21 protein-coding genes, 1 tRNA gene and 1 pseudogene are annotated in these 19,548 nt (G+C 68.7%); 11 read left to right on the top strand and 12 right to left on the bottom strand.

Going from position 1 to position 19,548, the window contains the following annotated elements; all coding sequences use genetic code 11:
* Positions 1-236 precede the first annotated feature (236 nt).
* A complete protein-coding gene (locus A6A29_RS24240) occupies positions 237-1,055 on the bottom strand; it encodes an IS630 family transposase (protein ID WP_241838634.1) in 819 nt (272 codons plus the stop codon).
* 348 nt (positions 1,056-1,403) lie between these two features.
* Complete coding sequence (locus A6A29_RS24235) at positions 1,404-1,865, bottom strand: pyridoxamine 5'-phosphate oxidase family protein (protein ID WP_073722751.1); 462 nt, start codon at positions 1,863-1,865, stop codon at positions 1,404-1,406.
* 497 nt (positions 1,866-2,362) lie between these two features.
* Here A6A29_RS24235 and A6A29_RS24230 point away from each other — a divergent pair, with 497 nt between their 5' ends.
* From A6A29_RS24230 to A6A29_RS47610, 4 genes are all read left to right on the top strand, one after another.
* Entirely contained in the window at positions 2,363-3,076 is a 714-nt protein-coding gene (locus A6A29_RS24230; protein WP_073722770.1) for a tectonin domain-containing protein, read from the top strand.
* An 86-nt stretch (positions 3,077-3,162) separates the two neighbouring features.
* Positions 3,163-3,280, top strand: a tRNA-Gly gene (locus A6A29_RS45410).
* A 196-nt stretch (positions 3,281-3,476) separates the two neighbouring features.
* Positions 3,477-3,773, top strand: a complete 297-nt coding sequence (locus A6A29_RS43360; protein WP_079182991.1) for a hypothetical protein — start codon at positions 3,477-3,479, stop codon at positions 3,771-3,773.
* Positions 3,770-4,372 (top strand): hypothetical protein, encoded by a 603-nt coding sequence (locus A6A29_RS47610; protein WP_143197068.1) that lies wholly within the window; start codon positions 3,770-3,772, stop codon positions 4,370-4,372. The genes A6A29_RS43360 and A6A29_RS47610 overlap by 4 nt, the downstream gene beginning before the upstream one ends.
* Before the next feature lie 324 nt (positions 4,373-4,696).
* Here A6A29_RS47610 and A6A29_RS24220 read toward each other — a convergent pair whose 3' ends face one another.
* Together A6A29_RS24220 and A6A29_RS24215 are read right to left on the bottom strand one after the other, a co-directional pair.
* Positions 4,697-5,368: a response regulator gene (locus tag A6A29_RS24220; protein ID WP_073722750.1), complete on the bottom strand. Its 672-nt coding sequence runs from the start codon at positions 5,366-5,368 to the stop codon at positions 4,697-4,699.
* Positions 5,365-6,555, bottom strand: a complete 1,191-nt coding sequence (locus A6A29_RS24215) for a sensor histidine kinase (RefSeq protein ID WP_073722749.1) — start codon at positions 6,553-6,555, stop codon at positions 5,365-5,367. Before A6A29_RS24215 ends, A6A29_RS24220 begins: the two co-directional genes overlap by 4 nt.
* A gap of 131 nt (positions 6,556-6,686) precedes the next feature.
* On the opposite strand from A6A29_RS24215, the gene A6A29_RS24210 reads away from it, so the two are divergent.
* Positions 6,687-7,598 carry an ABC transporter ATP-binding protein gene (locus A6A29_RS24210; RefSeq protein WP_198953200.1) on the top strand — a complete coding sequence of 304 codons (912 nt, stop codon included), beginning with the start codon at positions 6,687-6,689 and terminating at the stop codon, positions 7,596-7,598.
* Positions 7,595-8,464, top strand: coding sequence for an ABC transporter permease (locus A6A29_RS24205; protein ID WP_073722748.1), 870 nt, complete (start codon positions 7,595-7,597; stop codon positions 8,462-8,464). Before A6A29_RS24210 ends, A6A29_RS24205 begins: the two co-directional genes overlap by 4 nt.
* A gap of 103 nt (positions 8,465-8,567) precedes the next feature.
* On the opposite strand, the gene A6A29_RS24200 is transcribed toward A6A29_RS24205, so the two are convergent.
* Together A6A29_RS24200 and A6A29_RS24195 are read right to left on the bottom strand one after the other, a co-directional pair.
* On the bottom strand, positions 8,568-9,998 hold the full coding sequence (locus A6A29_RS24200; RefSeq protein WP_073722747.1) for a hypothetical protein: 1,431 nt from the start codon (positions 9,996-9,998) through the stop codon (positions 8,568-8,570).
* 518 nt (positions 9,999-10,516) lie between these two features.
* Positions 10,517-10,843, bottom strand: a complete 327-nt coding sequence (locus A6A29_RS24195) for a hypothetical protein (protein ID WP_143197067.1) — start codon at positions 10,841-10,843, stop codon at positions 10,517-10,519.
* 231 nt (positions 10,844-11,074) lie between these two features.
* Here A6A29_RS24195 and A6A29_RS24190 point away from each other — a divergent pair, with 231 nt between their 5' ends.
* A complete protein-coding gene (locus A6A29_RS24190; protein WP_073722745.1) occupies positions 11,075-11,908 on the top strand; it encodes a M55 family metallopeptidase in 834 nt (277 codons plus the stop codon).
* Here the strand turns inward: A6A29_RS24190 and A6A29_RS47605 are convergent.
* The 3 genes and pseudogenes from A6A29_RS47605 to A6A29_RS24175 form a co-directional block, all read right to left on the bottom strand.
* Positions 11,903-12,061: pseudogene (locus A6A29_RS47605) on the bottom strand (alcohol dehydrogenase catalytic domain-containing protein); the annotation flags it as partial. The gene A6A29_RS24190 and the pseudogene A6A29_RS47605 overlap by 6 nt on opposite strands.
* A gap of 102 nt (positions 12,062-12,163) precedes the next feature.
* The gene (locus A6A29_RS24180) at positions 12,164-12,493 is read right to left on the bottom strand and encodes a hypothetical protein (protein WP_073722744.1); all 330 of its coding nucleotides are present in this window, start codon (positions 12,491-12,493) and stop codon (positions 12,164-12,166) included.
* Positions 12,494-12,729: 236 nt separating this feature from the next.
* Positions 12,730-13,236, bottom strand: coding sequence for an ATP-binding protein (locus tag A6A29_RS24175; protein WP_073722743.1), 507 nt, complete (start codon positions 13,234-13,236; stop codon positions 12,730-12,732).
* Positions 13,237-13,417: 181 nt separating this feature from the next.
* On the opposite strand from A6A29_RS24175, the gene A6A29_RS24170 reads away from it, so the two are divergent.
* Positions 13,418-13,648, top strand: a complete 231-nt coding sequence (locus tag A6A29_RS24170; protein ID WP_073722766.1) for a DUF397 domain-containing protein — start codon at positions 13,418-13,420, stop codon at positions 13,646-13,648.
* Between the two features lie 92 nt (positions 13,649-13,740).
* The gene (locus A6A29_RS24165) at positions 13,741-14,673 is read left to right on the top strand and encodes a helix-turn-helix domain-containing protein (RefSeq protein WP_073722742.1); all 933 of its coding nucleotides are present in this window, start codon (positions 13,741-13,743) and stop codon (positions 14,671-14,673) included.
* Positions 14,674-14,688: 15 nt separating this feature from the next.
* Here the strand turns inward: A6A29_RS24165 and A6A29_RS24160 are convergent, their stop codons facing one another.
* The 3 genes from A6A29_RS24160 to A6A29_RS24150 all read right to left on the bottom strand — a co-directional run bounded on the left by A6A29_RS24160 (position 14,689) and on the right by A6A29_RS24150 (position 17,245).
* The gene (locus tag A6A29_RS24160; RefSeq protein WP_073722741.1) at positions 14,689-15,510 is read right to left on the bottom strand and encodes an SAM-dependent methyltransferase; all 822 of its coding nucleotides are present in this window, start codon (positions 15,508-15,510) and stop codon (positions 14,689-14,691) included.
* Positions 15,511-15,665: 155 nt separating this feature from the next.
* The gene (locus A6A29_RS24155) at positions 15,666-16,115 is read right to left on the bottom strand and encodes a hypothetical protein (protein WP_073722740.1); all 450 of its coding nucleotides are present in this window, start codon (positions 16,113-16,115) and stop codon (positions 15,666-15,668) included.
* A 56-nt stretch (positions 16,116-16,171) separates the two neighbouring features.
* Positions 16,172-17,245, bottom strand: coding sequence for a helix-turn-helix domain-containing protein (locus A6A29_RS24150; protein ID WP_073722739.1), 1,074 nt, complete (start codon positions 17,243-17,245; stop codon positions 16,172-16,174).
* Between the two features lie 1,200 nt (positions 17,246-18,445).
* Here A6A29_RS24150 and A6A29_RS45915 point away from each other — a divergent pair.
* A complete protein-coding gene (locus A6A29_RS45915; RefSeq protein ID WP_198953188.1) occupies positions 18,446-18,613 on the top strand; it encodes a hypothetical protein in 168 nt (55 codons plus the stop codon).
* Positions 18,614-18,988: 375 nt separating this feature from the next.
* Entirely contained in the window at positions 18,989-19,264 is a 276-nt protein-coding gene (locus A6A29_RS24140; protein ID WP_143197066.1) for a hypothetical protein, read from the top strand.
* Positions 19,265-19,548 lie beyond the last annotated feature (284 nt).

Genomic DNA, 19,548 nt, shown 5'->3' with positions numbered 1-19,548 from the left:
CCCCAGGGACCTGCTGCGCGGGCAGCGTCGGCTGGGGCATGCTGGTGACGGTCACGAGGCTCCTTGGACTGGGGCTGGCGGCTGACACCGGTCCGGTGGGCGGTCAGAACTGTGACGGTGCTTTGTGCAGCAAAGCCCCTATCGGGACACGTTCACCGGGCCGGCGGCAGTACGTACGCAGGAGGCCGGGGCCGACAGTTCCACTCCAAGGCAGCTGCGGCCAGTTGTCGCACGGGTCAGGCTCCGGCCCCCTGCGGCACATCACGATCCTCACAGTTGTCGCAGATCACGTGGACCGCCAGGCCGGGGTCGGTCTGGTGGTCGATCTCGCCGAGGAAGTCATGGAAGTCCACGGCCCGGTGCTGGGCGGACAGTTTCGTGATCACCTTGCCCGTCGCGGTGTTCAACGCGGCGAACAGGTCGACGGTGCCATGGCGGACGTAGTCGAAACTCCTGCGCTCGGGCACTCCCGGGATCATGGGCAGTACCGGCGCGGTCCGCTCCAGCGCCTGGATCTGCGGCTTCTCGTCCACCGCGAACACCGCCGCGTTCGTCGGCGGGGCGAGGTAGAGGCCGATGACGTCACGGATCTTGTCGATCAGGAACGGGTCCGGCGAGATCTTGAAGGTCTCAGTCCGCCACGGCTGCAGCCCGAAGGCATGCCAGATTCGCAGCACACTCGCCGGCGAGATCCCCACCACCTTGGCCGGCTCCCGCTTCGACCAGTGCGTCCCGCCCACGGGTGTCTCTTCGAGTGTGCGGACCACCACCTCTTCCACCTGGGCATCGGCGATCGTCCGCGGCACCCCGGGCCGCGGCTCGTCCGCGAGACCGTCCAGCCGGTCCCGCAGGAACCGGGCCCGCCACTTGGCGACGGTGCCCCGGTTCACACCCAGCCGCGCTGCCACCGCCAGGTTCGGCCCGCCCTCCGCACATGCCAGCACGATCCTCGCCCGCAGGGCGAGTCCTTGGGCGGTCGTGCGGCGCTTGACCCACTTGTTCAACACCTGCCGCTCGGCCTCACTCAGGACCAGCGGCTCCAGCCCTGCTGTCACCCACAATCCACAGCACACCGGAGCTGGGCAATGCCCGTCAGCCAAACCCGCAAAGTTGGTACGAGAAACGACTCACGAGGTGCCGAACCAACTCACAACCAGATCACTAGGGATACCGCCGCACCGCCTGGTTGTGAGCGTGGTTGTTGAACAGGCCTCCGGTCGTTTGCCGGTGGTGTGCTCGGGCGCCGACAGCCACGCCACCCACCGCCGCCCGGCGAGTCAACCCGTCGATCCCGCGACAGGGCCGGCTTCATCGTGCCTGGAGGGGTCAGAGCAACCGGATACACCTCCCCACCACGGCGCTTCATCAGCGTTCCGGTGACCGGGCGGAGAATTGGATGGTCGCTATCCCAGCCACGCCCCGTCCCGCATGATGACTCTGCCGCGTAGCTCCGGTTCGCCGCGCCAAGCGCGCACAGTCTTCGGAACCACGCGCACATACAGAAAGGGGCCCTCCTCCGTTCGCGGGTCCCACCCGAACTTGTCGGCGAACGCCTCCGCCGCGTCACCGGGCACCTCCTGGCTGGGGAACCGCTCCGCTTCACCCTGGAGCAGCACCACATCGAAGGTGTCCGGTAGCGCCAGTCGCACACGCGGCTCCGCGCCGACGTTCCGCGCAGTCACGGAAGTCGCACTGGTGCACATCCATACCGCTCGCCCGTCCCATACGAACCACAGCGGCACCTGGTGCGGCCCGTGATCGGGGTGAGCTGTCGACACCCAGACATCGCGCTCCGTAACGAGCCGTTCCAGCGCGGCGCGCCTACGTTCCGGCGTCTGACGATGAACCATCTCCGTGTTCTGCATATGTACAGACCCTAGCCAGCAGGCGCGAAGCACGGATCAGGCGCGGGACCTACTCCCAGCGGCCGATGAACCTCTCAGCCTGCACTTCAGCCGGCGACTCCGAGCATCGGCCACCACTCCTGCTGGAAGCAGCACACTCACCGGCAGATCGGCCTCGGTGAATCACGAGGTGTTTGCCGGTGGACTCGACCAGCAGGACGAGATGCTCGTCGGGGTCGGGGTCGGGGTCGGGGCCGGGGTTGTCGTGGCCGGATTCGGATCCGGGCACCGGTTGGAGGCATGAACCGGCACTCTTGTCGATCCCACCTGGGCGGGACAGTGCTTCCAGCCGAAATGTTTTTGGAAGAGCCGCGTCTGCCCCCGCCCTGCAAGGCGACAGGGACCGAAACATTGATTTACTGGCTTGTTTGACAATGGATCAAGCATTCACCCGCTTCATCTGCTCATCCAATCGTCGAGGATGGCCGCCAGTGTCGCTTCGGTGAAAGGTGATCGGCATGGCGGATTGGGTGAAGGTCGCAGGCAGTCTCACGGCCATCTCGGCGGGGTCCAGGACGACGGTGTGGGGTGTGAACGCGGCGAGTGCCATCTACCGGTACACCAACTACGACGCCAACCCCTGGATCAACATTCCCGGGGGCCTGAGCGACATCGGCGCGGGTGCCGACGGCACCGTGTGGGGTGTGAACGGGGGCAACCAGATCTACCGGTACACCGGAGACCAGGTCGCGTCGAACCCGTGGGTGGGCATCAACGGGAGCCTCGTCCGCATCGACGCGGGCTCCCGGACAAACGTGTGGGGGGTGGACTCCGCCAGTGCCATCTACCGGTACACGAACCACGACGCCAACCCGTGGATCAAGATCCCCGGAGCGCTGACTGACATCGGCGCGGGCGCGGACGGCACCGTGTGGGGTGTGAACGGCGGGAACCAGGTCTTCCGCTATACCGGTGACCAGGACAGCACGAACCCGTGGAAGAACGTCAACGGCAGCCTCAAGCGCATCGCGGTGGGCTCGCGGACGAACGTCTGGGGCGTCGATCCCGCCGGCAGTATCTACCGGTACACCAACAATGACGCCAGCGGCGGCAACCCGTGGATCAAGATCCCCGGCTCCGCCACCGACATCGCCGCAGGCGCCGACGGCACCGTGTGGCACATCAACAGCGGCGCCGAGATCTACCGGTACATCGGCGACCAGCCGAGCTGACCCCCCGTCTCTGATATTCCTCACCCGCAGGGAACGATGCCTCTACCTTTGGTCCGAGCGGGGTTGCGCGCATCCCCGCAGGTTGCGGTGCCGTGGCAGAGCGGCCCATGGCGATCGCCGTGGGCGAGGTCCCCCCACGGCGAATGACGGAGACGGGGCGGGCCTGCTCCCATCTGTCCGCGGGTTCGAATCCCGTCGGCACCGCAGCCGACCCGGACTTGGCCGAGCACATGGAACTGCCACGTCGCAGAGTCCGGTCGCTCGTTGATGTTTTCACCCGCCGGAACGGAGGGGACGACTCGCCTGCGGCACCTCGGGTGGGTGATCGCGGCGGGCATCCGGCGGAGGCGTGGTGGGTGCGGCGATATGCGCCGTGTGCGGTCGGTGCACTGTGGTGGGTGTGGATGTCGAGGAGATCGCTGGGGAGCTGTACGGGCTGAAGCCGGCCGAGTTCCTGGCCGCGCGGGACGCGTACGTCGCTGAGGCGCGGAAGGCGGAGGACGCGGCCGGGGCGAAGGCGATCGCCGCGTTGCGTCGGCCGGTGCTCGCGGCGTGGGCCGCCAACCTTCTGGCCCGTCAGCAGCCGCAGGAGGCGGAGCGCTTTCTGGAGTTGGGAGAGAGAGCCTGCGGGAGGCCCATCGAGCGCTCGATGCCAGGCAGTTGCGGGTGGCGAGCCGGCAGCAGCATCAGCTCGTGACCGCTCTGGCCCGTACGGCCGCCGACCTGGCCCGCACAGCCGGGCAGCCCGTGAGTGACCCGGTGCTGCACGAGATCGAGCAGACCCTCCACGGTGTGCTCGCCCACCCGGGCGTCGCCGAGCAGTGGTCGAGGGGCCGGCTCGTGAAGGTACCCGAGGCCGCGGTCGGATTTGCCGACGTCACTCCTGGCACGGTGCCCACCCGCCCGGCTCCGGCCGAGGGGCCGACGCCGCGGAAGGAGCCGGAGCCGGGGAAGGAGCAGGGGCGGGCGTCGGAGCGGCGGATGCGCGATCTCGGGCGTGCGCGTACAGAGGCGGAGGAGGCCGACGCGGAGGTCGGCCGGCGCGGGCAGGAGCTCGGCGAGGCCCGCGACAGGCAGGCAGCCGCCGGAAGCCATGCCGAGGAGGCCGCCGACCGGGTCCGCCGGGCGGAGCACGAGTTGGGGGAGGCCCGGAAGGCCGAGTCCGCGGCCGGGGCGGTCGTGGCGGAGGCCGGTACGGCGGTGTCGGCGGCGGAGCACGCCCTGCGGGAGGCACGCCGGGTCGCGGGCCGGGCCGCCCGTGCCGTTCAGCGCCTGGAACAGCAGGCCGAGCCGTAGACAGCCGAGCCGAAGAGCTGCCACGACCCCCGACCGGCCGGACGGGCCAACGGCCGATCCGGGCGGGGGCACTGGGGGCTGCTCGGCGCATGCGAGAAGACCATCGCCGCTGCTGTTGCGGCTGCCGGAACCATGGACGTCGCAACAGCAGACGGGCCTCTGTCCACGAGCGATGTCATGACCGTTGTTCCGTCCGTACTCGGCGCCCCGGGCGTCGCCTACGCGGTACCGAACAGGCCAGCCGACTCAGGGCGAGCATTCCCGCTCGGGGTCGGCGGAGACGGCGACCGGTTCCGTGGCGTGGGGCGCCGCGAGTGAGCAGGCTCAGCGCGACGGGGATACCAAGCCCAGCTCATAGGCCATGATGACCAGTTGCACCCGGTCACGGGCAGTCAGCTTGGCGAGCAGTCGTCTCACGTGAGCCTTGGCCGTGGCCGGGCTGATGAAGAGCTGGGCGGCGATCTCGTCGTTGGACAGCCCGCGTCCGACGAGGGTGAGCACCTCACGTTCCCGGCCGGTGATGCTCTCGGGCGCCACGTGCGGGGGAGCGGCCACGGGTTCGGGGCGGGCCGCGAACTCCTCGATCAGGCGGCGAGTCACGCTCGGCGCGATCAGGGCCTCACCGGCGGCGACCACACGGATCGCGGCGAGGATGTCGTCCATGTCCATGTCCTTGACGAGGAATCCGCTCGCCCCCGCGCGCAGTGCGCCGTAGACGCATTCGTCGTCGTCGAAGGTGGTGAGGACGAGGACCCGTGCCGTGCTCGGGCCTGCTGTGATCAGTCGGGTCGCCTCGATGCCGTTCATGCCGGGCATACGGATGTCCATGAGCACGACGTCGGGCCGGGCGTCCAGGGCCAGCTGGACCGCCTCGGCGCCCGTACCGGCCTCCCCGACGATCTCAAGACCGGTGCTGTCCGCGATGAGTACGCGCAGCCCGGCGCGCACCAGCGGCTGGTCGTCGACGAGCACGACACGGACGGGGGGATACGTCATCGCATCCCCGCCGGTGCCGGAAGCCGTGCCGCCACGCGGAAGCCGCCTTCGGGCCGGGGCCCGGCGGTGAACTGACCGTGCAGCAGGGCGGCTCGCTCGCGCATCCCGATGATGCCGTATCCGCTGCCCGCGGCTACGGGACGGCGTCCGTCGTCGGTGATCTCGATGAACAGTCCGTCCTCCTGATAGTCGATGAGCACACGGCACTCGTCCGTACCCGCGTGGCGAACGACGTTGGTGACCCCCTCCTGGATGATGCGGAAGGCGGACAGTTCGACGTCCGCCGGCAGCGGGCGCCGCTCTCCCCGCCACTCGACGCCGGCCAGGACACCGCCGTCCTTCGTGGTCGCGACCAACTCGTCGATGCCCGTCAGGTCCGGCGCCGGGATCGATAGCGCCCCCTCCGGTTCTGCCTTGCGGAGAGCCCCTAACATGCGCCGCAGTCCGGCCAGGGTGTCCCTGCTGGTGGTCTCGATGATGGCCAGAGAGTTGCGCGCCTCCTCCGGCTGGGTGGCGATGACCCTGCGGCCGGTGCCGGCCTGGATGGCGATGATGCCGATGCTGTGCGCGACCATGTCGTGCAGTTCGCGGGCGATCCGTAGCCGCTCGGCGGTGACCGCCTGTACCGCGGCCTGCGCCCGCATCGTGTCGGCGTGCTCGCGGCGCTCCTGGACGAGGTAGCCGCTCATCCAGGCGAGGGCGAGCATCAGGACGAGGACGACGACAGCCGAGACCAAGCCGTCCACCCCGGTCCGGTAGTGGCAGGCGGCGGCGATCTGCACGGCAAGGGCCGCGACTGCGCCGACGAGCCCGGTCCTACGTTTCCGGGTGGCGGCGATCCGGGCGACGGCGAGATCGGTCACCAGAGCCTGCACAAAGCCGATCTGCCACGCGGGTCCCGGCGACGAGAAGGGGAAGGCTGCCAGTTTCGAGGCCGCTGTCGCCGTCGCGGCGAACGAACCGGCCAGGATCAGCACCAGGGCCGGCAGTGGTCGACTGCGCAGCAGGGGGACGGTCAGGACCGCGAGCGCGGTCGGCAGGAGCAGCCGCGTGCCGGTGGGTTCGTGCTCGTTGAGCACCGCAACGTACAGCAGGTTCGGATAGGCGAGAGCCCCGCACCAGGCCAGTGCCCGCGTCGCGGCCGGTCGCGTGCGCCGCGGGAGCGGGGCGCGGGGTGAGGCGCTCATGCCGCGATCATAGGCGCGGGGCCGTGCCGGAGCATCGGCCCGCAGGCGTACGCCCCAGGGCTGTACGGGATCCTGAGAATGTGGCCCGCGGACCGATGCCGCGCGGGCACGGCCTGCGACAGCGTGGCCGGGTGATCGAAGTCAATGAACTGACGAAGAGATATGGCCACACCAAGGCGGTCGGCGGCCTGACCTTCACCGTCCGCCCCGGCCGCGTCACCGGGTTCCTCGGACCGAACGGCGCCGGCAAGTCCACCACCCTGCGGATGATCCTCGGCCTGAACTCGCCCACCAGTGGCACCGTCGTCGTCAACGGGCAGCTGTTCCGGGGACTCCCGCGCGGGCTGCGGCACGTCGGGGCGTTGCTCGACGCCCATGACGTGCACGGCGGACGCACCGCGCGGGCGCATCTGTCGGCCCTGGCGCACAGCAACGGGCTGCCCCGGCGCCGGGTGGACGAGGTCCTGGAGGAGGTGGGGCTGGCCGATGCCGCGCGGCGTCGCATCGGAGGCTTCTCGCTGGGGATGAAGCAGCGGCTGGGCATCGCGGTCGCTCTGCTCGGCGACCCGCCCGTACTGCTCTTCGACGAGCCGCTCAACGGACTGGACCCGGACGGCGTGCTGTGGGTGCGCGGTCTCTTCCGCCGGCTGGCCGCCGAGGGCCGGACCGTGCTGGTCTCCAGCCACCTGATGCGCGAGATGGAGTACACCGCCCAGCAGTTGATCGTCATCGGCCGGGGCGAGCTGATCGCCGCGGAGAGCCTGGAGGAGTTCGCTGCGCGTGGCGCCCGGCCGAGTGTGACCGTCCGTACGCCCGATGCCGCCGGTCTCATGTCCGCCCTCGCGGAGGAAGGAGCGAGTGTCCACCACGAGGACGACGGCTCGTGCACGGTGACCGGTCCGGGAGCGAAACGTATCGGCGAACTCGCCCTCCACCATCGCGTCCTGCTGTACGAGCTCACCCCTCGGTCCGCCTCATTGGAGGAAGCGTTCATGGAACTCACCGCCGACAGCGTCGAGTACGGCTCAGGAGAAGCACGATGACCACACGGACGACGTCGGAGCCGACGGTGTGCGCCACCACCGTCGATTCCCGTGCCAGGTTCCGCGACCTTCTTGTAGCCGAGTGGATCAAACTGTGGTCGCTGCGCTCCACCTTCTGGGTTCTCGGAAGCGGCGCTCTGGTGGTCATCGGGATCAACGTGAACTCCGCCCGGTCCAATGTGGACCGGCTGGCACATCAGCCCGAACTGCCGCCCGCCCCGCCGCCCGGACTCCCCGAGCTGCCCCAGATGCTGTTCGATCCGCTGTCGACCGCCTTCGTCGAACCGGCCTGGCAGCTCCTCATGGTCGTCGGCGCCATCGCGGTCTTCGGCGAGTACACCAGCGGGCTGATCCGTACGACTTTCGCCGCCGTCCCCGCGCGCCGTTCGCTGATGGCGGCCAAGATGTCCGTCCTGGCCGCGGTCATGTTCGTCCTCGGCGCCGTCGTCGCGGGCGCCTCCTTCGGTGTGACCCAGGCGATCCTCCGCGACCACCGCGGCATGTCTCTCAGCGACCCCGGGGCAGTACGTGCCGTCGCCGCCTCCGCGCTGCTCGCCCCTCTGTGCGCCCTCGTCGGCATGGCGCTCGGCGCCCTCATCCGGCACGCCGCGGGCACCGTCGTCACGGTCGTCGGCGTGCTTCTGTTGTTGCCGACGCTCTTCCAGGGCGAGACCTACCGGTGGGTCAAGGAGATCGGCAACGCGATGCCTCTCACCGCGTGGCAAGCGCTGGTCCGGAATCCCGAGCGTGACTACAACGTGGGCATGTACCCGGTATCGGTCGCCGAAGCCTGGATCGTATGCGGTGCCTGGTCCCTGGTCGCGGCGGTCATCGCCATTGCCGTCGTGCAACGCAGAGACGTGTGAGCGAGACCGGGTAGTGGCGAGTCCCCGGAGGTGTGGGTGATCGACGACGAGTCGTTTCCCGAGTCCGGCCGGGTGTCGGCGGGGGCGGCTCGCCGGTACCCGCCTAGAGCCGGGCTGCGTTCACCCGCGTCCCACCGCCCCGCACCACCTCCATCATCTTCCCCGCCACCGCGCTCATCCTGCGCTCGCGGAGGTCCAGGACAGGAGTCGGGTTCGAGAGGCCGTGGGATGCCAGCAGGTTCATCAGGGCCCAGATCACGTCAGGGCGTCCCGCAACAGGGAGTTCCTGGCCGTCGGGGGCGATGGCCTTGGCCGCGGTGGTGCCGGCGAGGAGGTTGGTGCGGGCCCAGTCGACGACGTACGACCTGCCGTTCGGGTCGGCGTAGAGGACGACCTCCCTGGTGCGGTGCAGGACCGAGAGGTAGTCCATCGGCACCGTCAGCCGCCGGGCGGCGTCGAACGGGGGTGTCCCGTCCTCGGGACGGATGCGCAGCACCGTGTCGAGGACCGGGCCGTGGACCTGGAAGGTGTGTGTGGCGCTCATCTGCAGGAACCGGGCACGCACCAGAACGCCTCCGCGGCGCGACCACCGTCGGCTGACGGAACCGAACGCTGCCGGCTCGCCCGGGAGGCTGTCCACGATCCACCGGAACTCCTCGCCCGGCTCGGTCACCGGCGCCCGGTCCTCGGGGAAGTCGCGGTCCCGGGCGATCAAGGCGGTGTAACGCGCTGCCGTGTGCGCGTCCAGGCGCCGGAGGTCGATCGTGTCGCCGGCCATTTCGACACCTCCGGCTTCCCGCGCGATCCGCATCTGTCGCAACAGCCAATCCGGGCGCCGGGTGGCATCGGTCCACCGGCCTTCAAGGTCGATCATCCGGCTGGTTCGCGTGCCCGCCATCAGGGCGCTGCGGGGCCAAAGAGGCGTGATCTTCCCGAGAGCCTTCGGATCGGCCGGGGTGCCGGCGGCGGCAGGGTCGACGAGGACGGTCAGGCGGCCCGCCGTGACGGCCGAAAGACACAGGGACGGTACCCGCCACTCGTCCGTGATCTCGAACCCGGCGGCCTCGTCGACACCTTCGGCCTCCTCGGAGTCATGCACCCGCAGCTTCAGCCTGATCAGCGGCGTGAACTCGTTGGGGGTGAAGTCGCCGAAGCAGGTCGTGTAGGTCGCCTCGTTATCGGGGTTGTATCGCACGAGTGACGCCTCCAGGACGTCCGCCCGCGCCAACCGCGCCTGCGCCGAACCGTGTTCGGACCGTGGCGCCCACATCACGAAGGTGTCGTCCCCGTAGGAGACGTTCTCGTGCTCAACCCGGTCCCGGTGCGTGATCCGTGGGAACTGTTTCCTCGCGTCTTTGAGGGCCATGACAGGGATCAAGGCGGAGCCGACCAGTCCGATGACGAGTGCGATCCAGGCCCAGTCCTCCCCCTCATCCCAGGCGGCATATCCCACGAGGAGGGCGAGGGGGACCGGAAAGCAACAGATCGTGGCGAAACCCAGTTTGCCGACCAACACACTGGCATAGCTACGCATGGCCCCACCTCAAGTTCGCCCCCGTACCCCACCGCACGTTTCGTGCCCTGGGGATACCGCCCGCTGCCCCATGGTCCCGTCGACCTCGCTCCAGCACCACCCTTCCGGAAGAACGAAACCAGTTTCCGGGCGGGGACGCGTCAGAGAGCGGCCGAACAGCCGGTGGGGAGGGCGCGGCACCGGCCTTCCTGCCACAGGGCAGGGCCATGAGGCGGTCGGACAGGTGGGGGAGTGCGGTGAAGTACGGCTGGTGGAGCGGACTATCGGCGGTCGGGATCTCGACGGTGACGTGCAGAGGCCCGGAACGCGTGGTGCACCCGCAGATCGGTTCGCCGAACCGCTCGGTGCATTCGAGGCGCAGCCGGGTCAAGCCACCCCTGCGTGCCTCGGTACGCGCCTTCACCCGGCTCAGCGGGGCCCGGTACGGCCTGATGACACCGTCGGGCCGGAGCAGCTCGAAGACTCCGTGATCGACCCGCAGATCGAAGCGGTCATGCGCGAAGTCCTTTGGTTCCACGTCAGGCAACTCGCCGGTCGGCGAGCATGGCCACTTGAGTGAAGTACGCGCGGAACAAGGGCTCGTCCCCTGGCGGCACCCGGGCCGCAGGGGAGTAGCGGTACCTGAAAGCGAGCCGGTCCGTACCGTAGAGCGCGGCATGCGGATCGCGCACGACGCCGAAGAACAACTCACCGGGCTTGTCCGGCTTCTTGTAGTGCACCAACATCCCGAGCCAGTGCAGGGGAACCCGGAACGTGCTCTCGGAGCTGTCCAGATTGAACAGCTCGAACACCCCCCGGTCCACACGGAGATGAAGGTTCGCGTAGTCGAACGTCAGCGGGTCCATAGCGGGGAACATAGCCTGGCGGTGATCACGAGGGGCAGGGGATTCTGCCCCTGCTCGACCGCGAGGTGCAGCTTGGTCGCGGAAGCCGTGCTGGGTGCGGTCATGTCGGACGAGCCGCTCCTCTGCCGTGACGCTCCTGACCCCGAGCGGGGCGCAGCTCGAAGCATGGGCAGGAACGGGCGGTTAGGCTTCCTACGTCCTTCAGATGATCATCTCTTGGGGAGTGGCAGCATGCGGATCTACATCAGCGCCGACATGGAGGGCGTCACGGGACTCGTGGACGCCGAGGATGTTCAGCCTGGCGGCAGGGACTACGAAAACGGCCGCGTGATGATGACGGAAGACGTCAACGCGGCTGTCCGTGGCGCCATGACAGCTGGAGCCACCGAGGTCACGGTCAACGATGCACACGGTCCGATGCGCAACCTGCTCCCAGAGACCCTGCATCCTGCCGTCCGCCTGATCCGCGGTCGGCCCAAGGTCATGGGCATGCTGGAAGGCCTTGACGATTCCTACGACGCGGTGATCTGTATCGGCTTCCACGCCCGTGCCGGCGCCCATGGGGTGATGAGCCATAGCTTCATGGGGCACGAGATCGAGGACATGTGGCTGGACGGGCGGCCTGTCGGCGAGATTGGACTGGCTCACGCCACCGCCACCGCACTGGGGGTTCCGGTCGTGATGCTGTCCGGCGACGACGCCGCCTGCGCCGAGATGACCGATTGGGATTCCGGAGTGACCACTGTCGCCGTGAAGTACGCGCACGATCGCTTCGCCGCCGAACTACGCCCGATCGGCGAGGCGCGCCGAGCCATCGAGCAGGCGGCAGCCCACAGCCTGACCAGCCGGGCTACCGACGCTGCTGCAACGGCCCACCGTACGGCCACGCTTGCCGTCCGCTGGCAGTCGACCTCGGTCGCCTCCACCTTGCTGGGGATCCCCGGCGTCACCTCGGTCGACAGCCGCACGATCCAGGCCGACGGCACTCTGCCCGACCTCTACCGGCTGTTCAGCGTGTGGACCCGCGTGGCGACCGCGCTCACCAATCAAGGGCCCTACTGCTGATCCAGACACACGATCGCCGACGACCACGTCCTGGGTGCCCTCGCCGAGTTCGTCGACGACGCCCGCCGCCTCGTGGCCCATGGTCTGCGGGTTTGGCCCCGTGGGCAGGAGGCGGCGTGCCGTCTCGGGGTGTGGGTCAGGGGTGGCGTGCACCTTCCGCGGGCGCTCCTTCCGCTGCCACAGGTGTGACGAGTGGGCACCCGCGTGCCGTCCGCAATCAGCATGGCGGTCGTGATCACGCCGGTCACCGCGTGATTATTCCACTGCTTCAGGCCTTCCCCGCTCGAAGGCGATACGGCAGCGTTCGACCTGGTCGGCCACCTGCTCCATGAACCACCGCATGATCTCGTAGGGGACGACGTGCTCGTCGGGGCTGTGGATCCGGACGGTCGGTTCCAGATTCGGGTCCTCATCCGGGACGAGCGCCCTCAGGACAGCAGCGCCGGGCAGGTGGGTCACCACGGCGTCGGGGTTCTCGGCCCCCCTGGCCTCGCTGAGCTCCACGGACCAGGCGTCGTCAGGCAAGGCGTAGTGGAACAGGACGGCGTAGTAACGGCCTGCATGTTCTCGCAGCTCCCATGGCATGTCCGCAGGCTGCCACAGTTGCGCTGCCGGAGTCTCGCGGGTATCCCGTTCACACCGGTCGTGACCCGGCCGACGTTTACGGGACAGCTCTTGGCCAGGGGCTTTGGGCTACATCGGCGCCGAGATCTTGGTGCGGCCGACTCCGTCGCGAGGTCATGAGAGTTATCGGGCGTGCCAACTGCCAGGCGGCACGGGTGGTGGGCCGGAGATGCCCTGGTTGTTTCTTCCGCCCCTGCTCAGGTGGGCAGGGACAGCCGGGCCCACACGGCTTTGCCGGATTCACCTGCGGGTTTCCAGCCCCAGTCGTCGCTGAGGGCGTTGACGATCGGTAGCCCGCGGTGATGTTCGGCCAGGGGAGCGGGCGGCATGAGGCGTGGGCGGTGGTCGCTGGGGTCGTAGACGACGCAGAGCAGGGTGTGCGGGCGTCGGGTGAGGGCGAGCCAGACGACGGGAGTACTCGCTCCGGGCGGGGGAGTGCGGCGGCCATGGCGCACTGCGTTGGCGACGAGTTCGGAGGCGACCTGCACGGCGTCTTCGCGTACCGCTTCGAGGCCCCAGCGGCGTAGGACGTCGGAAGTGAATCTTCTGGCGTCCCGGAGACAGGACGTTGTTTCCCCGATCCGGTACGCGGCGAACGGGGGCGCCCCGAGGCTGAGGTGGGCGGTCAGGTCCTGTGGGCCGCGGCTCCTGCTGTCGGGGTCGCGGATCTGTGCGGTGCGCTGCTGGTTGTGCGTCTGCGGCATGGGTGCCTCCCCGTCGTGAGCGTGTGCGGCACGCTCTCCGCATTTTGTCCCGCTACCTGGCGCCGTGATGCTCGTTCTGCATGTACAGCTGAAATTTCAGCACGCCCGGTCGCACGCATTTTCCCTTTCGGAGACGGGGAGCGTTTGTGGCGGGGCGGATAAAGGAACTGGAGTGAGCGCGATGAAGCAGGTCAACGGTGTGAGTGCGGAAGCGATCCTGGGCGTGGTGTGGCACAAGAGCGTCCGGAGCAATGCCGGAGGGAACTGTGTAGAAGTAGCCCGTCTGGAGGGGGGAGAAATCGCGATGAGGAACTCCCGTTTCCCGGCGGGGCCCGCCCTGGTCTACACGCCTGCGGAGATGCAGGCGTTTCTCCTCGGCGTGAAGGACGGTGATTTCGACTTCGCCCTCTAGACGGGGCGTCAAGTAATGGCCAATGGGTGATTCCCCGGGGCCGGCACTGCCATACTGGCGCCCCAGTGATCGGTGCCCGGGGAGGTATCGCCATGACCGGCCAGCACGCGGAGACCCTTTCCATACGCGGATTCGCACCGCGCCCTCACCTGGGTGCGGCGGCTCATCGCAGAGCCCTGGGTGAACACCTCAGGCGGTGCCGCATCAACGCCAACCTCACCGGAAAGTACGCGGCCAGGCAGATCGGCACGTCGGCCCCGACGGTGAGCCGGCTGGAGAGGGGCGAGCGCACGGAACACGCGGGCCGTCATGCCACCGCACTGCTCGGGCTGTGCGGGATCACCGATCAGCGGGAGTTCTCCCATGCGCTGTCCATCGCGGCGCAGGGAGAGCGCCCTGACGTCTGGGAGCCGTTCGGCGGCTCCATCGCCCGCTGGGTGCAGCCGCTGCTCGCACTGGAGCCGGCGGCGCAGCGGATCATGTCCTACGAACCGCAGCTGGTTCCGGGCTGGTTGCAGACACCCGAGTACGCCCAGCTGGTGATGCGTGCCGGTTTCCCCGACGCGTCGCAGAGGGAGATCGAGGATCGCGCCGCGGCCCGGGTCACCAGGCTGAAGATGTTCCTGCGTGATCAGGACCCGCCCGCGCTGGTGGCGGTCATGGACGAGGACGTGCTGCGGCGCCCGGTAGGCAGCCCCGGAGTGATGTACCGGCAGATCGAGCACCTGGTTGCTCTGCTCAAGAGCGACCTGCGGCACCGCATCGGTCTACACATCGCCCCGTTGTCCATGGGGATGACCGGGGCCGTGGGACACCCGATCGTGCATCTGCGGTTCGCCGACAGACTGTTGTCCGACTTCGTCTACCTTGAGCAGAGCGAGAGCGCCCGGTGCGTCGAGGGCGAGGGTGAGGCCGAGCGGTACCAGTCGCGGATCTTCAGCCTCTCCTGCATGTCCTACCCCGCCGAGCAGACCCTCACCCAGCTGGAGGACCGGCTCGACGAGCTGGCCGTCACCCGGTCCTGAACACCCTCGGGGAGGTCAGCGGACCAACCCTGCCCCGCCGAACTCCTCCCACTCGAAACTGCTCTGCGGCGGGGCATCCGCGGTGGCGGCCGGCCGCCACCGGGAAACTTCCACGAGTCCGGGCTCCAGAACGTCGATTTCGTTCTCCCGGAAGTACGCGTCGACATCGGCCCGCGTCCTCACTCGGCCCCAGTTCCCATGGGTCTCGCGGTCCATGAACTCCGAGACTCCGTCACGGATCTCCGGGCTTTCGCTGACCAGCTGGCAGATGACCATGATGCTGCCGCTCGCCAGTCGGCTCTTCACCCTGCGGATGAGTTCCAGCGGCCGGTCCCTGTCGGGGATGCAGTGCAGGACCGAGACGAAAAGCGCGGCGACCGGCTCACCGAAGTCGATCAGCCGCGTCACCGGCTCGCTCTCGAAGATCGCCTCCGTGTTCCGCATGTCGGCCTGCAGCACCGCGGTCCGCTCATTGGTTCCCAGCAAGGCACCGCCCACGGTCCGCACGATCGGATCGGTATCGACGTACACGACCCGCGAGGCGGGCGTGACGCGCTGCGCGATCTCGTGCACATTGTCCTGCGTGGGGAGACCGGACCCATGATCGATGAACTGGCGGATGCCGTAGTCCTTGGCGATGACACGCACCACCCGCCGCAGGAACGCGCGATTGTTCAGCGCGAGCACCTTCATGCTCGGCACCTGGCGTAAGAGGTCGTCGCACGCGTCACGGTCGGCCGCGAAGTTGTCCTTGCCGTCCAGTAGGTGGTCGTACATCCGAGCGACGCTCGGTGTCCGCACATCCGCCCCGTACGGAAGTCGGTTCTCAGCCTGCATCGCATCCCCTGGATGACTGCGCGGCGCACCCCGGTCGGCGCGCCCGGAAGGGGAAAGCGTAGTGAAATTTCAGCGGTGGCACGAGACCACGAAGGGCTGACGAAGGTGCTCGCCCAGCGTGCGGGTGCACGGGGGAGCGGTGAGCGGCGCGTGTTTCAGACTCCGGTGCGCCGCAGCGGTGGCGCACCGCAGGAACAGGAGCCGGGGCCGTCGTCCCCGGCGGTGTGCAGGGCTACGAGGAACTCTCCGTGCGTCAGCCCCATGAGCTCCGCCGCCCTGGTGGTCTCCATCCGCAGGTGGCCACGCAGCACGAACGCGTCGCTCACGCAGCGTCGGCGGCAGGAACACGCCGCACCGGTGGCCCCGGCGATGTGATCCACGCTCTCCGAGAGCAACCGCCAGGCGACCGCGGCCGGATGCGGGCAGCCCAGGGTTATGGACCAGCGCACCGCGAGCGCGGTGAGCGTGTCCTCGACCGCCTGCTCGGCGGCACCGTCCGCCCCGAGTCTCGCCGTGGCGTACGCGAGATATCCCTCCCGGTACAGGGTCCGGAACGCGTGGAAGGCGACCAGAGCGGTCCTGCCGTCCGCGACCCGGACCGGCATGCTGCCGAGTCGTGGAGAATGAGGTAACCGTGTTGCCGTCATCGGCTGCACCGCCGTCAAGTTGTCGGATCAGTGATCAGGTCAGTGCCGCGCGGGTCGTCCGCCATGAGGACGCTGTAATGAATCGCCTCCCACAACGGTTTGAAGTCCGCTGCCTGACCGCCCAGCGCGGTGACGATGGCGCCGAGGATCTCCCACTCCGGCACCGCCTCCCCGTCCAGGACCTGGGCGACGAGCCACACCGGCACCCGCCCGTTGCTGCGCCGGTGGATCTGTTCGGGCGAAGGGCGCGCCGCGGCCAGATGCAGCCCGCGGAGCGCGGCCTTCAGCGAGGCGATGTACTCGGTCACCGTCTGTCGGGCCTGCTTCGTGATGCCGTGGGCGACCTCGCACAGCAGACGCAGCTCCCGCGGTTCCTGGCCCACGATCGTGCACAGGTGGCACACCAGGTCCCAGGACGGCAGCCGTTCCCCCGACAGGACCCGGGAGATGAACGAAGGGGAAAGCATGGTGAGGTCGGCGATCCTGCGGATGCTGAACCCGCTCTCCCGCTGCGCCTGTGACAGGGCTGCGGCCAGTCGCAGGCGGGCGGTCACCGGGGCGCCCGGTCCCGGTTCAGCGGTGGGGTTCATCGCCATGCCCTGCTGGAGGGAGGCCACCGTGCGTGGGGCAGGGAGAGGTGCGGCGCGTTGCGCGAGTGCCCGGTGATCCAGCTGCCGCCGGACACGGTCCGCGTGCCATTTCGACCGGGCTGTCTCCGCCGTCACATTCACCGCTCGGCCGACGTCGTCCCAGCGTGCTCCCCGGGCCCGGCCGGCCCGCACCTCCGCCGCGAGGAAACAGTCGATCTCGGTCTGCACCGCCCGGGCGCGCTGCACGAGTTCGCTCAGGCCCTCACCCGCGTAGGTGGCCTCCAGCAACGCGCCTGTCAGTCTGTGCAGTTCCGCGGCGATCTCCTGGCCGAGCGACTGCCTGTCCTCCCCTGCCGACGGCCGTTCGCGCTCCCTGCGGCGCTGAGCCTGGCGCCGGTGGCCGGCGTCGCAGTAGGCGCGCCGGCGCCCGGGGCCGCTCGGTTCGGGCAACGCGGCGCCGCAGAAGCCACAGGTCCGCTTCGCGTCGTCTCCCGGCATGTCATTCCTCCTCGCACTGCCCCTGCAGTTTCCCCGGCATCACGGGGGAGACGGCTATGTGGTCCGATTACTCCACTGTGAAGCGGGGCGTATTCCGGTCCGCGAAACGGGTGTCACGCACCCTTGGCACCCATGCGCGCGCGGCCTTTGACACGGCAGTCAGTCCACGCGGGCCCACAGCCAGGAGAACCGCGAGCCCCGGCACGCCCATGCGGCCACTCCCGCAGCACCCATACCGCACACCCCTGCACGGGCGCGGGCCCGCAGGGCCCATGGAGAGGCCCAGCAGCGCGAATACGCCAACGAGATGGACCGTGACAGCGCAGGCACGGAGCCGTGCGAAACGCACCCTCCCACCGCTACCGTCATCAGCACTCCATGACGCTGCGGCGCCGCGGAACGCATATCGAAAAGGCATGAGGTACCCCCCAAGGGATGTTGTGCCGGTCGGAATGCTGAAAAGGGGGCTTGGTTCCCAGGTTCGCAAGCTCGGCCCAGGCCCCCTCCAAGACGGGACACTAGCCGGGACGAACACGCCTTCGCCACGCACTCATGCCGTAATCCGATATGTGTACCCGGAACGGGACACGAAAAGCGGATCAGGTAGCGATTCCGAACACATAACCGACTCGCAGGATATGAGGCGTGATCGAAATCGAAAAGAACTGACCGTCTCCTTTCTGTCTCGATCGAATTCATCGTGATCATGACGGCCGGTCAGTAAGCGACCGGCCTCTGGAATTTCGCCTCACCGACACCTCGCTGCCGAGATCTGCTCCAGGATTCACCCGCTTGTGCGGTCGGCCGGACGGCGATCGCGAGGCCCTCAGGCGGCGAGGAGGCTGCCTCGGGGAGCTGCCCGGATCACGGGGGGCTTCGGAGGAACGGCCGGGGAAGCTGCCCAGCCCTCCTCGCGGTACCCGACTCCTTCGGCGACAGGAGCCGTCCCGGCGCTCCTCGTGATCGCCGGTACCCGGCTGAGGCTGAACCAGTCGTGGTGCCGCGCTTGCGGCCTCTGTTCACGAGGCTCTGCACCCAGGATGCTTTCCACCACGAGCGCCGGCTGAGGGAGACCCCAGTGAACTGCCCATCGTGCGGAGCCGGCGCGACCCAGGGAAGCGACGGGTCCTGGGTGTGCAACAACCAGTGCGGCTGGGCATCCGGGATTACACCGATGCTCCCAGCGGTACGCTCCGTTCCATGGCAGAGCAGAAACCCCCGGCGGCCTACCGGCCACCAGAGATCACCTACATCGGGTGCGCCCAGTGCGGCACCCAGATCGCAGGACTCGACGGCAGATACGCCTGCCCCGGGTGCGGTTGGGTGAACGACTGGTCCGAAGGGCACACCCCTCTCGCCGACAACTGAGCACCCTGCTGCTTGCTCAGGCCGACCGCGTTCGGTCGGGGTGACCCGGTCGAGGCCGTCCGGGTGGCGGCCGAAGGGCTCCGCGCCGGTACCGCGCCCCGCGCTTCCGGGCCCGGCCGAGGACCTTCCCACCGTGGCGCCCGGGCCATACCGGCTGGTCACGTTCGGTCAGTCGTTCCACTGGACGCACAGAGCACGAGTGGCCGAGTTGGTATACGACATGTTGGAGCCGGGCGGCGCCCCGGCCCTTGTCGTGCACACGACCGGAGGGCGGGCCGCCCTGTCGCCCCCGGACCACCGCGGATTCCGCATGACGAGATCAGAGGGCTGGTGCAGAATTACCTCGGATCAACGAGGCGGGCGGGTCAGGGCGCCATGCGGGTTCAAGCCCCGGGCGTCCAGGAGGCCCTTGCCCGCACCCGGTTCGGCACGCCACGGGTGATCTTCGCCCCCGGCATCCCCGACCTCGTGCGGGACGCCGAGAGTGTGTTGTCCGGCTACTTCTCCATGTCCTATTCCGCACCGCACCTGTTCGGCGACCGCCTGGAACAATTCGCCGACGAGGTGCGAGAACTGCTGACGGAGCGATCCCCCGAAGGTGTCTTCTGGGACTGGCCCGGTGACACCGAGGTGACACTTGCCCGCAAATGACCGCAGCAGGCAGGACTTCGGGCCCACGCCACCTTGAGAATGATCACTTCGGTCTGCGGGGTGAGTGGTGATGCGCCAGGATCGGGATGCCCTGCGGGCGCAGCCCGGTGCGGCACCGGCCACGGCCCCGTTGCTCGCTCCGACCGTGGCGGCAGCGGGCTCGAACTGTGCCCACAAGTCGTCATCGAAGGTCCACGGCCGAGCACTCGCATCCCCACGACGGTCGAATCACCCGACCGTGACGCCCGACCACCACATCTCACAAGATCGCGTTACTGGCTCAA

It is taken from the genome of Streptomyces sp. TSRI0281 (genome assembly GCF_001905125.1).
Classification (GTDB): Bacteria; Actinomycetota; Actinomycetes; order Streptomycetales; family Streptomycetaceae; genus Streptomyces.
Note: the sequence above shows the minus strand (reverse complement) of the source record. Positions and strands in the feature narration are given on the sequence as shown.

Bases quoted from the DNA above. Each gene is read 5' to 3' on its own strand.
- A6A29_RS24235 (WP_073722751.1), bottom strand. From the start codon at position 1,865: ATGCAGAACACGGAGATGGTTCATCGTCAGACGCCGGAACGTAGGCGC.
- A6A29_RS24230 (WP_073722770.1), top strand. From the start codon at position 2,363: ATGGCGGATTGGGTGAAGGTCGCAGGCAGTCTCACGGCCATCTCGGCG.
- A6A29_RS24220 (WP_073722750.1), bottom strand. From the start codon at position 5,368: ATGACGTATCCCCCCGTCCGTGTCGTGCTCGTCGACGACCAGCCGCTG.
- A6A29_RS24215 (WP_073722749.1), bottom strand. From the start codon at position 6,555: ATGAGCGCCTCACCCCGCGCCCCGCTCCCGCGGCGCACGCGACCGGCC.
- A6A29_RS24205 (WP_073722748.1), top strand. From the start codon at position 7,595: ATGACCACACGGACGACGTCGGAGCCGACGGTGTGCGCCACCACCGTC.
- A6A29_RS24200 (WP_073722747.1), bottom strand. From the start codon at position 9,998: ATGCGTAGCTATGCCAGTGTGTTGGTCGGCAAACTGGGTTTCGCCACG.
- A6A29_RS24195 (WP_143197067.1), bottom strand. From the start codon at position 10,843: ATGGACCCGCTGACGTTCGACTACGCGAACCTTCATCTCCGTGTGGAC.
- A6A29_RS24190 (WP_073722745.1), top strand. From the start codon at position 11,075: ATGCGGATCTACATCAGCGCCGACATGGAGGGCGTCACGGGACTCGTG.
- A6A29_RS24180 (WP_073722744.1), bottom strand. From the start codon at position 12,493: ATGCCATGGGAGCTGCGAGAACATGCAGGCCGTTACTACGCCGTCCTG.
- A6A29_RS24175 (WP_073722743.1), bottom strand. From the start codon at position 13,236: ATGCCGCAGACGCACAACCAGCAGCGCACCGCACAGATCCGCGACCCC.
- A6A29_RS24170 (WP_073722766.1), top strand. From the start codon at position 13,418: ATGAAGCAGGTCAACGGTGTGAGTGCGGAAGCGATCCTGGGCGTGGTG.
- A6A29_RS24165 (WP_073722742.1), top strand. From the start codon at position 13,741: ATGACCGGCCAGCACGCGGAGACCCTTTCCATACGCGGATTCGCACCG.
- A6A29_RS24160 (WP_073722741.1), bottom strand. From the start codon at position 15,510: ATGCAGGCTGAGAACCGACTTCCGTACGGGGCGGATGTGCGGACACCG.
- A6A29_RS24155 (WP_073722740.1), bottom strand. From the start codon at position 16,115: ATGCCGGTCCGGGTCGCGGACGGCAGGACCGCTCTGGTCGCCTTCCAC.
- A6A29_RS24150 (WP_073722739.1), bottom strand. From the start codon at position 17,245: ATGCCGGGAGACGACGCGAAGCGGACCTGTGGCTTCTGCGGCGCCGCG.
- A6A29_RS45915 (WP_198953188.1), top strand. From the start codon at position 18,446: ATGGCAGAGCAGAAACCCCCGGCGGCCTACCGGCCACCAGAGATCACC.
- A6A29_RS24140 (WP_143197066.1), top strand. From the start codon at position 18,989: ATGCGGGTTCAAGCCCCGGGCGTCCAGGAGGCCCTTGCCCGCACCCGG.